This is a genomic window from Salinilacustrithrix flava, assembly GCF_041228405.1.
In the GTDB taxonomy this organism is placed as follows: domain Bacteria; phylum Actinomycetota; class Acidimicrobiia; order Acidimicrobiales; family Salinilacustritrichaceae; genus Salinilacustrithrix; species Salinilacustrithrix flava.
In genome coordinates, this window is sequence record NZ_CP133888.1 from 1803917 (window position 1) to 1817339 (window position 13423).

General features: G+C 68.4%; 20 protein-coding genes. 16 read left to right on the forward strand and 4 right to left on the reverse strand.

Features of this window, described 5'->3' with window-relative positions; all coding sequences use genetic code 11:
- Positions 1–68 precede the first annotated feature (68 nt).
- Both RGQ06_RS08990 and RGQ06_RS08995 read right to left on the reverse strand, forming a co-directional pair.
- Positions 69–830 carry an enoyl-CoA hydratase/isomerase family protein gene (locus RGQ06_RS08990; RefSeq protein ID WP_432426908.1) on the reverse strand — a complete coding sequence of 254 codons (762 nt, stop codon included), beginning with the start codon at positions 828–830 and terminating at the stop codon, positions 69–71.
- Between the two features lie 22 nt (positions 831–852).
- Positions 853–1341 carry a CYTH domain-containing protein gene (locus RGQ06_RS08995; RefSeq protein ID WP_432426907.1) on the reverse strand — a complete coding sequence of 163 codons (489 nt, stop codon included), beginning with the start codon at positions 1339–1341 and terminating at the stop codon, positions 853–855.
- Between the two features lie 223 nt (positions 1342–1564).
- Here RGQ06_RS08995 and rpsL point away from each other — a divergent pair, with 223 nt between their 5' ends.
- The 5 genes from rpsL (at position 1565) to rpsJ (ending at position 6309) form a co-directional block, all read left to right on the forward strand.
- Positions 1565–1936, forward strand: coding sequence for a 30S ribosomal protein S12 (gene rpsL / locus RGQ06_RS09000; RefSeq protein ID WP_432426906.1), 372 nt, complete (start codon positions 1565–1567; stop codon positions 1934–1936).
- Between the two features lies 1 nt (position 1937).
- Positions 1938–2408: a 30S ribosomal protein S7 gene (gene rpsG, locus RGQ06_RS09005; protein WP_432426905.1), complete on the forward strand. Its 471-nt coding sequence runs from the start codon at positions 1938–1940 to the stop codon at positions 2406–2408.
- 101 nt (positions 2409–2509) lie between these two features.
- Positions 2510–4600, forward strand: coding sequence for an elongation factor G (gene fusA, locus RGQ06_RS09010; protein WP_432426904.1), 2091 nt, complete (start codon positions 2510–2512; stop codon positions 4598–4600).
- A gap of 68 nt (positions 4601–4668) precedes the next feature.
- Entirely contained in the window at positions 4669–5856 is a 1188-nt protein-coding gene (tuf, locus tag RGQ06_RS09015) for an elongation factor Tu (protein ID WP_432426903.1), read from the forward strand.
- A 132-nt stretch (positions 5857–5988) separates the two neighbouring features.
- Positions 5989–6309 carry a 30S ribosomal protein S10 gene (gene rpsJ, locus RGQ06_RS09020; RefSeq protein WP_432426902.1) on the forward strand — a complete coding sequence of 107 codons (321 nt, stop codon included), beginning with the start codon at positions 5989–5991 and terminating at the stop codon, positions 6307–6309.
- Between the two features lie 106 nt (positions 6310–6415).
- Here the strand turns inward: rpsJ and RGQ06_RS09025 are convergent, their stop codons facing one another.
- Both RGQ06_RS09025 and RGQ06_RS09030 read right to left on the reverse strand, forming a co-directional pair.
- Complete coding sequence (locus RGQ06_RS09025) at positions 6416–7150, reverse strand: 50S ribosomal protein L11 methyltransferase (RefSeq protein WP_432426901.1); 735 nt, start codon at positions 7148–7150, stop codon at positions 6416–6418.
- A gap of 75 nt (positions 7151–7225) precedes the next feature.
- Positions 7226–7387: a hypothetical protein gene (locus RGQ06_RS09030; protein ID WP_432426900.1), complete on the reverse strand. Its 162-nt coding sequence runs from the start codon at positions 7385–7387 to the stop codon at positions 7226–7228.
- 357 nt (positions 7388–7744) lie between these two features.
- On the opposite strand from RGQ06_RS09030, the gene rplC reads away from it, so the two are divergent.
- From rplC to rplN, 11 genes are read left to right on the forward strand one after another with little or no spacing between them, the layout of a single operon-like run.
- Complete coding sequence (gene rplC / locus RGQ06_RS09035; protein ID WP_432426899.1) at positions 7745–8389, forward strand: 50S ribosomal protein L3; 645 nt, start codon at positions 7745–7747, stop codon at positions 8387–8389.
- Positions 8386–9027, forward strand: a complete 642-nt coding sequence (rplD, locus tag RGQ06_RS09040; protein WP_432427703.1) for a 50S ribosomal protein L4 — start codon at positions 8386–8388, stop codon at positions 9025–9027. Before rplC ends, rplD begins: the two co-directional genes overlap by 4 nt.
- Entirely contained in the window at positions 9027–9317 is a 291-nt protein-coding gene (gene rplW, locus RGQ06_RS09045) for a 50S ribosomal protein L23 (RefSeq protein ID WP_432426898.1), read from the forward strand. Before rplD ends, rplW begins: the two co-directional genes overlap by 1 nt.
- Positions 9318–9319: 2 nt before the next feature.
- The gene (rplB, locus tag RGQ06_RS09050; RefSeq protein ID WP_432426897.1) at positions 9320–10156 is read left to right on the forward strand and encodes a 50S ribosomal protein L2; all 837 of its coding nucleotides are present in this window, start codon (positions 9320–9322) and stop codon (positions 10154–10156) included.
- A gap of 9 nt (positions 10157–10165) precedes the next feature.
- On the forward strand, positions 10166–10450 hold the full coding sequence (rpsS, locus tag RGQ06_RS09055; RefSeq protein ID WP_432426896.1) for a 30S ribosomal protein S19: 285 nt from the start codon (positions 10166–10168) through the stop codon (positions 10448–10450).
- Positions 10447–11175: a 50S ribosomal protein L22 gene (gene rplV, locus RGQ06_RS09060; protein WP_432426895.1), complete on the forward strand. Its 729-nt coding sequence runs from the start codon at positions 10447–10449 to the stop codon at positions 11173–11175. The genes rpsS and rplV overlap by 4 nt, the downstream gene beginning before the upstream one ends.
- Positions 11176–11177: 2 nt before the next feature.
- Entirely contained in the window at positions 11178–12092 is a 915-nt protein-coding gene (gene rpsC, locus RGQ06_RS09065) for a 30S ribosomal protein S3 (RefSeq protein WP_432426894.1), read from the forward strand.
- Positions 12093–12101: 9 nt separating this feature from the next.
- Positions 12102–12518 (forward strand): 50S ribosomal protein L16, encoded by a 417-nt coding sequence (gene rplP / locus RGQ06_RS09070; RefSeq protein ID WP_432426893.1) that lies wholly within the window; start codon positions 12102–12104, stop codon positions 12516–12518.
- Positions 12519–12520: 2 nt separating this feature from the next.
- The gene (gene rpmC / locus RGQ06_RS09075; protein ID WP_432426892.1) at positions 12521–12754 is read left to right on the forward strand and encodes a 50S ribosomal protein L29; all 234 of its coding nucleotides are present in this window, start codon (positions 12521–12523) and stop codon (positions 12752–12754) included.
- 5 nt (positions 12755–12759) lie between these two features.
- The gene (gene rpsQ, locus RGQ06_RS09080; protein WP_432426891.1) at positions 12760–13044 is read left to right on the forward strand and encodes a 30S ribosomal protein S17; all 285 of its coding nucleotides are present in this window, start codon (positions 12760–12762) and stop codon (positions 13042–13044) included.
- Positions 13045–13054: 10 nt separating this feature from the next.
- A complete protein-coding gene (gene rplN, locus RGQ06_RS09085; RefSeq protein WP_432426890.1) occupies positions 13055–13423 on the forward strand; it encodes a 50S ribosomal protein L14 in 369 nt (122 codons plus the stop codon).

The window sequence follows — 13423 nt, forward strand, 5'->3', positions numbered from 1 at the left end:
GCCGCCTGAAGCGAAATCCCGTGGATCCGGATCACGAAGTGGTCTGGATCCACGGGATTTCGTCCTTTTCAGTCGCCCGGCACCCAGCGTGCCGGGCGCTTCTCGCGGAAGGCGGCCATCCCCTCGGCGGCCTCGTCGGAGGCGAACAGCTCTGCCGACAGCACCTCGGTGGTGGCGAAGGCCTCGTCCCGGTCGAGCTCGGGCACCTCGCGCAGCAGCCGCTTGGCCGCGGCGAGGGCGAGCGGCCCGCCGGCCACGACCTTGCCCACCACCTCGGCCACGGCGGCGTCGAGGTCGTCGCGGGGCACGACCCGGTTGAGCAGACCGGCCTCGACCGCGCGGGACGCGGTGATCCGCTCGCCGGACAGGAACAGCTCGGTTGCGTCGGCCCGGCCCATCTTGGGCAGGCAGACCACCGAGATCATCGCCGGGGCCACCCCGATGCGGACCTCGGTGAAGCCGACCTTGGCGTCGTCGCTGATGACCGAGATGTCGCAGGCGGCCGCGAGGCCGACGCCGCCGCCCATGCAGTGCCCGGCGATGCGGCCGATCACGGGTTTGGGGCTGTCGAGCATCGTGGTGAGGACGTCGACCAGGCTGTGCCGGGGCGAGCGCGCCGCGCCGGCCTTGAGGTCGGCGCCGGCGCAGAACGTGGTCCCGGCGTTGGTGAGGACGATGACCCGGACGTCGTCGTCGGCGACCGCTGCCTCGAGGTGGTCGGCCAGGCCGTCGACGAGGTCGGCGGACAGGGCGTTGCGGGCGTCGGGCCGGTCGAGGGTGATGGTGGCCACGCCCCGATCGATCGTGAGCGTCGTGGCGGTGTCGGGCATGGCAGACCTCTCTCGGATGGCGTCAGTCGGTGGGGGAGCGGTGGCCCTCGGGCAGACCGTCCCGGGCGAGGGCGGCGTTGGCGTAGCGGGGGTCGTCGGAGACCTCCTCACCGAACCAGTCCGGTGCGGTGAAGGCGTCCATGGACGCGTCGTCGTCGAACTCGACCTCGACGAGCACCAGCCCGGCGAGCGAGCCGGCGAACACGTCGATCTCGGCTGTGCACGGCCCGAGGGGCACCTCGTGGCGCACCTTGTCCACCCGGCCGCAGCGGGTGAGCGGCCACAGCGCCTCGAACTGCTCGGCGGTGAGGTCCCACTCGAGCTCCGTGCGGCTCCGGGTGCCCCGCCCCTTGACGGTCATGAGCCGCCGGTCGCCGGCCCGCCGGACGCGCACCGCCACGTCGCCGTCGGCGAGCAGGTACCCCTGCGACACGTGGGTGCCGGCGGGCAGCGGATCGGGGAGCGAGCGCACGAGCCAGGTCCGCTCGCGCTCCACGCTGTCGGACGCCATGGGCGGCGATCCTAGGAGTGGACATCCGCCGCGCCCACTCGCCGGGCTGCGAGGATGGCCCGGGACCGCGCCGTCGCCGGGTTGTGTGCCGCCGAGCCTCGCCCATAGTCTGTCCTGTCGGTCATGCGCGCCCCCGGAGCGAACCTCCTCGAGGTGCGCCAGGCCGTGCGATCGCCCCCGATACCCAAGCACACGCTTTCGATCCGTCAGGCAGAGGACACCCGTGCCCACGATTCAGCAGCTGGTCCGCAAGGGCCGGCAGTCCAAGATGACCAAGGCCAAGACGCCGGCCCTCAAGGGTGCGCCCCAGCGGCGCGGCGTCTGCACCCGGGTGTTCACCGTCACGCCCAAGAAGCCGAACTCCGCGCTGCGCAAGGTCGCCCGCGTCCGGCTCACCTCGGGCATCGAGGTCACCGCCTACATCCCCGGCGAGGGCCACAACCTGCAGGAGCACTCCATCGTGCTCGTGCGCGGTGGCCGTGTGAAGGACGTCCCGGGCGTCCGCTACAAGATCATCCGCGGCACGCTCGACACGTCGGGCGTCCGCGACCGCAAGCAGGCCCGTAGCCGCTACGGCGCCAAGAAGGACGCCTGAGATGCCTCGCAAGGGACCCGCACCACGTCGTGAGATCAAGCCCGACCCGATCTACGACTCCACCGTCGTCACCCAGCTGACGAACAAGATCCTGCTCTCGGGCAAGCGCTCGACCGCCGAGCGGATCATGTACGACGCCATGTCGATCGTCGAGTCCAAGACGGGCTCCGAGCCGCTCTCCACGCTGAAGCGCGCCCTCGACAACATCAAGCCCCAGCTCGAGGTCAAGAGCCGCCGCGTCGGTGGCGCCACCTACCAGGTCCCGATCGAGGTCCGCCCCCGCCGGGCCAGCACCCTCGCCATCCGCTGGATCATCACCTTCGCCCGTGCCCGCCGCGAGCGCACGATGGCCGAGCGCCTCGCCAACGAGATCCTCGACGCCAGCAACGGCCTCGGCGCCTCCGTCAAGCGGCGTGAGGACATGCACAAGATGGCCGAGTCGAACAAGGCCTTCGCGCACTACCGCTGGTAGTGCCCGCACTCCCCCTGATCTGTCCATCCCACGCGGGCCATCGGCCCCACGACCGGGCCGCCTGTCACCAGGCCCCGGTCGTCTTTCTGTGAGAGCCCTCCATGACTGAGAAGCGCACCAACTCCATCGCCAAGACCCGCAACATCGGGATCATGGCCCACATCGACGCCGGCAAGACCACCACGACCGAGCGCATCCTCTTCTACACCGGCCGCAACTACAAGATCGGCGAGGTCCACGAGGGCGGCGCCACGATGGACTGGATGGAGCAGGAGCAGGAGCGGGGCATCACCATCACCTCCGCTGCCACCACCTGCCAGTGGAAGGACCACACCATCAACATCATCGACACGCCCGGCCACGTCGACTTCACCGTCGAGGTCGAGCGGTCGCTGCGCGTGCTCGACGGTGCGGTCGCCGTGTTCGACGGCGTCGCCGGTGTGGAGCCCCAGACCGAGACGGTGTGGGGCCAGGCCAACAAGTACGGCGTCCCCCGCATGTGCTTCATCAACAAGATGGACCGCCTCGGCGCCAACTTCTACGACGCGCTCGCCTCCATCAAGGACCGCCTGCAGGCCAACACCGCCGTGCTGCAGCTGCCCATCGGCTACGAGGCCGAGTACGCCGGCGTCGTCGACCTGATCAGCATGAAGGCCCTCATCTGGGAGAGCGAGGACCTCGGCGCCAGCTGGAACGAGGTCGAGATCCCCGACGACCTCAAGGACAAGGCCGCCGAGTACCGCGCCGAGCTCATCGAGACCGTCGCCACCGCCGACGAGACCCTCATGATGAAGTTCCTCGAGGACGAGGAGATCACCGAGGACGAGCTCCACGAGGCCATCCGCAAGGCGACCATCGCCGGCGAGATCGTGCCCGTGCTCAACGGCACCGCCTTCAAGAACAAGGGCGTCCAGCCCCTGCTCGACGCGGTCATCCGCTACCTGCCGAGCCCGGCCGACCTGCCCCCGGTCAACGGCTTGAACGTCAAGGAGACCGAGAAGCTCACCCGTGAGCTGACCGACGAGGCCCCGTTCTCGGCCCTGGCCTTCAAGATCATGACCGACCCCCACGTCGGCAAGCTCACCTACTTCCGGGTGTACTCCGGCACGCTCGCCAAGGGCGACACCGTGCTGAACGTGCGCTCCGGCAACAAGGAGCGCCTCGGTCGCCTGCTGCAGATGCACGCCAACACCCGCGAGGACCGCGAGCGCATCTTCTCCGGCGAGATCATCGCCGGCATCGGCATGAAGAACACCAAGACCGGTGACACGCTCTGCGATCCGGACAACCCGATCGTGCTCGAGTCCCTCGAGTTCCCCGAGCCCGTGATCCACGTGGCCGTGGAGCCCAAGACCAAGGCCGACCAGGAGAAGATGGGCAAGGCCCTCCAGTCGCTGTCGGAGGAGGATCCCACCTTCACCGTGCGCACCGACGAGGAGACCGGCCAGGTCATCATCGCCGGCATGGGCGAGCTGCACCTCGAGGTGCTGGTCGACCGCATGCTGCGCGAGTTCCGCGTCGACGCCACGGTCGGCAAGCCCCAGGTCGCCTACCGCGAGACCATCACGAACAAGGTCGAGAAGGTCACCTACACCCACAAGAAGCAGACGGGTGGTTCGGGCCAGTACGCCGAGGTGCAGATCACCCTCGAGCCCACCGGCCCCGGTGGCGGCTACGAGTTCGTGGACAACATCACGGGTGGCCGCATCCCCAAGGAGTACATCCCCTCCGTCGACGCCGGCATCCAGGCCTCGCTCGAGGCGGGCGTGCTCGCCGGCTACCCCACGGTCGACGTGCGGGCCATCCTCACCGACGGCAAGTACCACGACGTGGACTCCTCGGAGATGGCCTTCAAGATCGCCGGCACCATGGTGTTCAAGGAGGCGGCCCGCAAGGCCAAGCCCGTGATCCTGGAGCCGGTCATGAAGGTCGAGGTCGTCACGCCCGAGGACTACATGGGTGACGTCATCGGCGACCTCAACTCCCGTCGTGGCCAGGTCGGCGGCATGAGCCAGCGCGGCAACGCGCAGGTCATCGACGCCACCGTCCCGCTCTCGGAGATGTTCGGCTACGTCGGCGACCTGCGCTCCAAGACCCAGGGTCGTGCGCAGTACACGATGCAGTTCGACTCCTACCAGGAGTGCCCGACGAGCGTGCAGGAAGAGATCGTCAAGCGCATCCGTGGCGAATAGGCCGCAACCGAAGCCCGTCAGTCCGCTAGTCACCCACTCGAGAAGCAAGCAAAGGAAGAGGCGCCACCATGGCCAAGGAGAAGTTCGATCGGTCGAAGCCCCATGTGAACATCGGGACGATGGGTCACATCGATCATGGGAAGACGACGTTGACGGCTGCGATCTCGCGGGTGTTGTCGGAGCGTGTCGATGGGAACAATGCGACGGCGTTCGACATGATCGACAAGGCGCCTGAGGAGCGGGAGCGTGGGATCACGATCAATGTGTCCCACATCGAGTACGAGACGGACAATCGGCATTACGCGCATGTCGACATGCCGGGTCACGCGGATTACATCAAGAACATGATCACGGGTGCCGCGCAGGTCGATGGTGCGATTCTGGTGGTGGCGGCCACGGATGGTCCGATGCCCCAGACCCGTGAGCATGTGCTGCTGGCTCGTCAGGTCGGTGTGCCGGCGATCGTGGTGGCGTTGAACAAGGTCGACATGGTCGATGATGAGGAGCTGTTGGAGCTGGTGGAGATGGAGGTGCGTGAGCTTCTCTCCGATCAGGACTTCGATGGTGACAACGCGCCGGTGGTGCCGGTGTCGGCGTTGAAGGCGTTGGAGGGTGATTCGGCGGCTGGTGATCAGGTCATGGAGCTGATGAACCAGGTCGATTCGTTCGTGCCGGAGCCGGAGCGTGATCTGGACAAGCCGTTCTTGATGCCGATCGAGGATGTGTTCTCGATCCAGGGTCGTGGCACGGTGGTGACGGGCAAGGTGGAGCAGGGCGTGATCCATGTCGGTGACGACATCGAGATCGTCGGGATCCGTGACACGCAGAAGACGACGTGCACGGGTGTGGAGATGTTCCGCAAGCTGCTCGATGAGGGTCAGGCTGGTGACAACATCGGTGCGCTTCTTCGTGGCATCGACAAGGACGGGGTGGAGCGTGGTCAGGTGCTGTGCGCGCCGGGTTCGATCACGCCCCACACCGAGTTCGAGTCGACGGTGTATGTGTTGACCAAGGATGAGGGTGGCCGTCACAAGCCGTTCTTCTCGAACTACCGGCCGCAGTTCTTCTTCCGGACGACGGACATCACGGGTTCGATCGAGCTGCCGGAGGGCACGGAGATGTGCATGCCGGGTGACAACACGGACATGACGGTGACCTTGATCAACCCGATCGCGATGGATGAGGGTCTGCGCTTCGCCATCCGTGAGGGTGGTCGCACCGTGGGCGCCGGCCGGGTCACCAAGATCCTGAAGTAGCACCGCAGAATTTTCCGGCCGAGCGCCGGTGGCGGGTAGGGTTTCCTGTCCGACGCCGGCGCTCGTTCGCGCCAGTCGCCCGTTCGCACTACTTGACAATCGAGTCCCGAGAAGAAGGCCCAGGTCACCGTCATGGCTGACAGTCAGAAGATCCGCATCCGCCTGAAGGCGTACGACCACGAGGTCATCGACACCTCGACGAAGAAGATCGTCGAGACCGTCCTGCGCACGCAGGCCGTCGTCCGGGGCCCGATCCCCCTCCCCACCGAGAAGCACCGCTTCACCGTCGTCCGTGGTCCGTTCAAGGACAAGGACAGCCGTGAGCACTTCGAGATGCGGATCCACAAGCGGCTGATCGACATCCTCGAGCCGTCCGCCAAGACGGTGGACTCGCTGCAGCGCATCGAGCTCCCCGCCGGCGTCGACATCGAGATCAAGATCCAGCAGGCGTGAACCTCCGGCCGCAGGGCGGCCTCCGGTTCCCCGAGTTGTTCGGCAGCGCCTCACAACTCGCAGCAGACTGAACGGAGCCCGGCCTCGAGCCGGGCTTCGTCGCGTCCTAGGACCGGGTCAGAGAAGCAGTGACCCAACCATCGACGTCGTGCACGCGGAGCACCGTCCCACCGAGACGCTCCCGCACCGAGGACCAGCGCTCGGCGAGGATGCCCGACACGACCAGCGTCCCGGCGCACACCCGCCACAGATCGTCCGAGAGCTCGATCACGGCCCGGGCGGAGATGTTGGCCACGACCACGTCCCACGAGCCGGAGAGCGCTGACAGGGGAGCAGCGGAGGCCTCCACCTCCACGCCGTTGGCCGCGGCGTTGGCGATCGTGGCCTCGACGGCCACCGGGTCGACGTCGATGGCCGTGACCACGGCTCCGGCGCGCGCCGCCACCACCGACAGCGCCCCCGACCCGCAGCCCACGTCCAGCAGCGTCGTGCCCTCCCCGGCGAGCTCCGCCAGCAGGCCGAGGCACGTCGACGTCGTGGGGTGCAGCCCGTCCCCGAACACCGTCGGCGGGACCTCCAGCTGCACGGGGCCGCCTGCCGCCGGCAGCGAGACCGTCCGGGTGGCGAGCTCCACGAGGTCGGTTGCGGTCACGTCCGTCGGCCCGGCATCGGCCAGCGCGACCTCGAAGCGGGCCACGTCGGCCTCCTCGACCCCCACCCGCAGCGTCACCAGGCCCTCGCCGCCGGCGGACTCCCAGATGCCCTCGGCACCGGCCTGCCAGCACCGGTCGGCGACCAGCTCGGCATCGGGCTCCGGCACGGTGAGGGCGTAGAGGCGCACGCCCAACCCTCCCCGAACGCGACCGTGCACCGCCACTCGGGGCGGTGCACGGTCAGCGTCGGTGGTGGTGCGGGCTCAGGATGCGGGGGCGAGCTCCCGGAGTGCGTCGTAGGCCGCCTGGCGGGACTCGACCATCGCCCGTTCGAGCGCCGCGGCGTCGAAGATGTCGTCTCGCTGGTCGGCCATCCAGGCCGGGTGGTCCAGCGTGGTGCCCTCGAGGTGCAGGTGCTCCGGCATGGGTGCCATTGCACCTGATGGACATGGATGTCCGGTGTCGACCAGATGACGGTCTGTGTCGGTGTGGTGACGCCGGCCCGGACTGCCGTCACGGGGCCTCCCATCCGCGCCCGGGCCGGCGCAGCGTGGTTGCCTGGAGCTGCGATCTGCGGCGCATTGGTGTTCGGCGTGCTGTCCCGCTATCGTTTCCTCTTCGTGCCCCCGGACCCCTGTCCGGAGGCCGCAGCTTTCTGCAATTGAGGCCCGTGCAGGCCTGGTCCGACATCCGGATCGGGAACCGCACGGCACAACCGAACCAGCGCTCCGCTGGGCCAGTACGTGCCCTGCGGAGCGTTTGCGTGAACGAGGACACGCCGCATGGCCACGAAATCGATCGTCGCCACCAAGGTGGGAATGACGCAGGTATGGAACGAGGACGGACACATCGTCCCCGTCACCATGCTCAGCGTTCAGCCCTGCCGGGTGGTCCAGATCAAAACTCAAGAGCGAGACGGTTACAGCGCACTCCAGGTCACCTTCGGCCAGCGTGATGCCCGCAAGCTCACCATGCCCAAGGCCGGTCACTTCGCGGCTGCAGGCGTCGATCCCGGGGAGACGCTCGTCGAGCTTCGCCTCGACGACGTCAGCGCCTACGAGGTCGGTCAGGAGCTCGCCGCGGACGTGTTCGCAGCGGGGGACCTGGTCGACATCACCGGTGTCTCCAAGGGCAAGGGCTTCGCAGGCGTCATGAAGCGCCACGGCTTCGGCGGTCTCCCCGCCAGCCACGGCGCGCACCGGGTGCACCGCAAGCCAGGCGCCATCGGTGCCTGCGCCACGCCGGCTCGTGTGTTCAAGGGCCAGCGCATGGCCGGTCGCATGGGCAACGAGCGGGTCACCACCCAGAACCTGGTCGTGGTCGAGTCCGATCCCGAGCGCGAGATCGTGCTCATCCGCGGATCGGTGCCCGGCCCCAAGCAGTCGACCGTGCTCATCAAGAACGCCAGCAAGAAGGCGGTCAGCTGATGCCCTCCATCGACGTGCGCAACATCTCCGGTGACACCGTGGGCAGCGCCGACCTGGACGAGGCGATCTTCGGCATCGAGCCGAACCTCGCCGTCATGCACCAGGTCGTCACCGCCCAGCTCGCCGCCAAGCGCGCCGGCACCCAGTCGACCAAGACCCGCGCCGAGGTGCGCGGCGGTGGCGCCAAGCCGTGGAAGCAGAAGGGCACCGGCCGGGCTCGCCAGGGCTCCATCCGTGCGCCCCAGTGGCGCGGCGGTGGTGTGGCGCTGGGCCCCAAGCCCCGCAGCTACGCCCAGAAGACCCCGAAGAAGATGATCAAGCTCGCGCTGCGATCGGCCCTCTCGGACCGCTTCGCCTCCGAGCGCATCATCGTCCTCGACAGCTGGGGTCTCGACGCTCCCAAGACCAAGACCGCCCGCGTGGCCCTCGAGACCCTAGGCGCCAGCGGTCGGGTCGTGGCCGTCGTCGCCCGCGACGACGTCAACACGACCAAGAGCCTGGCCAACCTGCAGCACGTGCACGTGGTCCAGCCGGGCGAGCTCAACACCTACGACGTGCTGGTCAGCGACTGGTTGGTCTTCACCACCGACACCCTCCCGTCGTCGGCTCCGGCCGCCACCGAGGAAGGTGCTGCCTGATGGACGCACGATCCGTCATCATCCGCCCGGTCGTCTCCGAGAAGAGCTACGACCTCATCGAGGGCAACGTCTACACCTTCGTCGTCCACCCCGACGCCAACAAGACCCAGATCCGCCAGGCGATCGAGCAGATCTTCGGCGTCCGGGTCCTCAAGGTGAACACGCTCAACCGCAAGGGCAAGCGCATGCGGAGCCGCCGCACCGGCACCTTCTCGTCGCGCCCCACCACCAAGCGAGCCATCGTCACCGTCCACGGCGACGACACCATCGACCTGTTCGAGGGGGTCTGATCATGGCAATCCGCAAGCGCAAGCCGTCCAGCCCCGCCCGCCGCTTCCAGACCGTCGCGGACTTCTCCGAGGTCACCAAGTCGACGCCGGAGAAGTCGCTGCTGGCCAAGAAGTCGAGCACCGGTGGTCGCAACAACCACGGTCGCATGACCTCCCGCCACCGCGGTGGCGGCCACAAGCAGCGCTACCGCATCGTCGACTTCCGTCGTAACAAGGACGGCGTCGAGGCCAAGGTCGCCGCGGTCGAGTACGACCCGAACCGCAACTGCCGCATCCTGCTGCTCCACTACGTGGACGGCACCAAGAGCTACATCCTCGCCCCCCGTGGCGTGAAGGTGGGCGACCGGATCATGAGCGGCCAGGGCGCGGACATCGCGCCCGGCAACGCCATGGAGCTGCGCTACATCCCCGTGGGCACCACCGTGCACAACGTGGAGCTCAAGCCCGGTGGCGGTGGCCAGATGGCCCGCTCCGCCGGCACCTCCATCCAGCTCGTCGCCAAGGAGGGCACCCACGCCACGCTGCGCCTGCCCTCCACCGAGATGCGTCGCGTCGCCATCGACTGCCGGGCCACCGTCGGCGAGGTCGGCTTCGCCGAGGCCGATCTCATCAAGATCGGCAAGGCCGGCCGCAACCGCTGGAAGGGCGTCCGCCCCCAGTCCCGCGGCGTCGTGATGAACCCCGTCGACCACCCCCACGGTGGTGGCGAGGGCAAGACCTCCGGTGGCCGCCACCCGGTTTCCCCTTGGGGCAAGCCCGAGGGCCGCACCCGCAACAAGAAGAAGAAGTCCACCGACATGATCGTGCGCCGCCGCCGTACCCGCGGCTCGCGGCGATAGGAGACGAGCATGCCCCGTTCCCTGAAGAAGGGCCCCTTCGTCGACGACCACCTCCTCAAGAAGGTCGACGAGCTCAACGAGAAGAACGAGAAGAAGGTCATCAAGTCGTGGTCCCGCCGGTCCACGATCATCCCCGACATGGTCGGACACACCATCGCCGTCCACGACGGCCGCAAGCACGTGCCCGTGTACGTCACCGAGGCCATGGTCGGCCACAAGCTCGGCGAGTTCGCCCCGACCAAGATCTTCAAGTACCACGCCGGCATGGAGAAGTCCGCGAAGGGACGCCGATGACCGGGACCAAGACCAACGAGCGCCCGGGCACCCGTGCCCAGGTCAAGAACGTGCGCATGTCGGCCACCAAGGCCCGCGCCGTCCTCGACCTGATCCGTGGCCTGGCCATCGACGAGGCCGCCTCCGTGCTCGCCTACACCGAGCGCGGCGCCGCCGAGGTCGTGGGCAAGTGCCTCGACTCAGCCATCGCCAACGCCGAGCACAACGACCAGATCGATCCCGCCACCCTCTTCGTCTCGGCCTGCTACGCCGACGAGGGCCGCACGATGTACCGCTGGCGCCCCCGTGCTCGGGGCCGTGCCACCAAGATCCGCAAGCGCACGTGCCACATCACGATCATCGTGAGCCCGATGCCGGCTGACATGTTCGCCATCGAGCAGGCCAAGCGCGAGGCCGTGCCCGGCACCCGTGCCGCACGCCGCCGCGGCCAGGAGGCCTCCACCCGGGCCGCTCGCGTCGCCGCCTCCCAGCAGTCCGACGACGTCGCCGAGTCCGCTGAGGACGCCGGCATCGTCGACACCGACGCCGTCGCGACCGAGGCCGTCGAGGGCGTGGACGAGACCACCGAGGTCAGCGCACCCCCGGCCGACGACTCCGTCGCCGAGGTCGCCGAGGACCAGGGCATCGTCGACACCGACGCCGCCGCCACCGAGGCACTGGACGAGACCGACGTGACCGACGACGCCGCTGAGTCGGCCGACGACGACAGCACGGAAGAGAAGTAACCATGGGCCAGAAGATCCATCCCTACGGCTTCCGCCTGGGCATCACCACCGAGTGGAAGAGCCGGTGGTTCGCCGATCGCGACGAGTACCGCGACTTCGTCATCGAGGACTGGAAGATCCGCGACTTCCTCATGACCGAGCTGCCGCACGCCGCGATCAGCCGCGTCGAGATCGAGCGCACCCGCGACAAGCTCCGCGTCGACGTCCACACCGCCCGCCCGGGCATCGTCATCGGCCGCAAGGGCTCCGAGGCGGACCGCCTCCGTGCCGGCCTGACCAAGATCACGGGCAACGCCAAGGTCCAGCTCAACGTCATCGAGATCAAGCAGCCCGAGATCGACGCTGCGCTGATCGCCCAGGGCGTCGCCGACCAGCTCGCCGGCCGCGTCGCGTTCCGCCGGGCCATGAAGCGTGCCGTGCAGTCCGCGCAGAAGGCCGGTGCCCTCGGCATCCGGGTCCAGTGCTCGGGTCGCCTCGGCGGCGCCGAGATGGCCCGCACCGAGTGGTACCGCGAAGGTCGGGTCCCGCTGCACACGCTGCGCGCCGACATCGACTACGGCTTCCGCGAGGCCCGCACCAGCGCCGGTCGCATCGGCGTGAAGGTGTGGATCTACAAGGGCGAGATCCTGCCCTACAAGAGCACCGAGGACGACAAGATCAACCGCGAGGCCGCCATGGCCGTGGGCGAGACCTCGGGTGGCCCGGCCAAGCCGGTCGTGTCCTCCGCTGCTCGCCGCCGCGCCGACGAGGCCGAGGCCGCCGAAGCTCCCGCCGAGGGTGCCGAGGGCGCCGAGGTCGAGCCGCTCATCAAGGAAGCCGATCCCGAGCTCGAGCGCCTCCTCGCCGAGGAAGAAGAGATCGAGCGTCAGACGAAGGAGCGCAGCGAAGCGCCCCACTTCCGAGACGGGCAGGACTGAGGTACCGACATGCTGATGCCAAAGAAGGTCAAGCACCGCAAGCAGCACCGTGGGCGCACCCGCGGCATGGCCAAGGGCGGCACCACCGTCTCCTTCGGCGAGTACGGCATCCAGGCCCTCGAGCCGGGCTGGATCACCGCCCGCCAGATCGAGGCCGCCCGCATCGCCATGACCCGCAAGACCCGCCGTGGCGGCAAGGTGTGGATCAACATCTTCCCGCACAAGCCGGTCACGCAGAAGCCCGCCGAGACCCGCATGGGTTCGGGCAAGGGCAACGTGGAGCACTGGGTCGCCGTCGTGCGCCCGGGTCGCATCATGTTCGAGCTGTCGTACCCCGATGAGGCCCTCGCCCGCGAGGCCATCGAGCGTGCGATCCAGAAGCTGCCCATCCGGGCCCGCTTCGTCACCCGTGAGGAGGCGCTGTAGCCATGGCGAACGACGTCGTACGCGGCCTCGACGACGAGGCCCTCATGACCCGCCTCGCCGACGCTCGCGAGGAGCTCTTCAACCTCCGTTTCCAGAAGGCCACCGGCCAGCTCACGAACACCGGGCGCATCGCCCAGGTGAAGCGTGAGGTCGCCCGTTGCCTCACCGAGGCCCGCAGCCGCGAGATCGCGGCCGCCGAGGACCTCGCCGCCCAGACCACGACTGCCGAGGGTTGACCCCGATGTCTGCAACCGAGACCAACGCCGGTGCGCCGGAGCGGGCCAGCCGCAAGGTGCGCGAGGGCGTCGTCGCCTCCACGAAGATGGACAAGACCATCATCGTCGAGATCGAGTCCCGCAAGCCCCACCCGCGCTACGGCAAGACCATGGCGCGCTCGAAGCGCTACGTCTGCCATGACGAGACCAACGACGCCCGCGAGGGCGACCGCGTCCGGATCATGGAGACCCGCCCGCTGTCGAAGAACAAGCGCTGGCGCCTGCTCGAGATCATCGAGCGGGCCAAGTAGAGGTGCACCGATGATCCAGCAGGAGACGCGCCTGCGCGTCGCAGACAACAGCGGCGCCAAAGAGGTGCTGTGCATCAAGGTCCTCGGCGGTTCCAAGCGCCGCTACGCCGGCATCGGCGACGTGTTCGTCGCCACCGTCAAGGACGCGCTCCCGGGCGCGGCGGTCAAGAAGGGCGACGTCGTCAAGTGCGTCGTCGTCCGCACGAAGAAGGAACGGCGCCGTCCCGACGGCAGCTACATCCGCTTCGACGAGAACGCCGCCGTCCTCATCAACGACCAGCGCCAGCCGCGCGGCACCCGCATCTTCGGCCCGGTGGGCCGCGAGCTGCGCGACGCCAAGTTCATGCGCATCGTGTCGCTGGCTCCGGAGGTGCTCTGA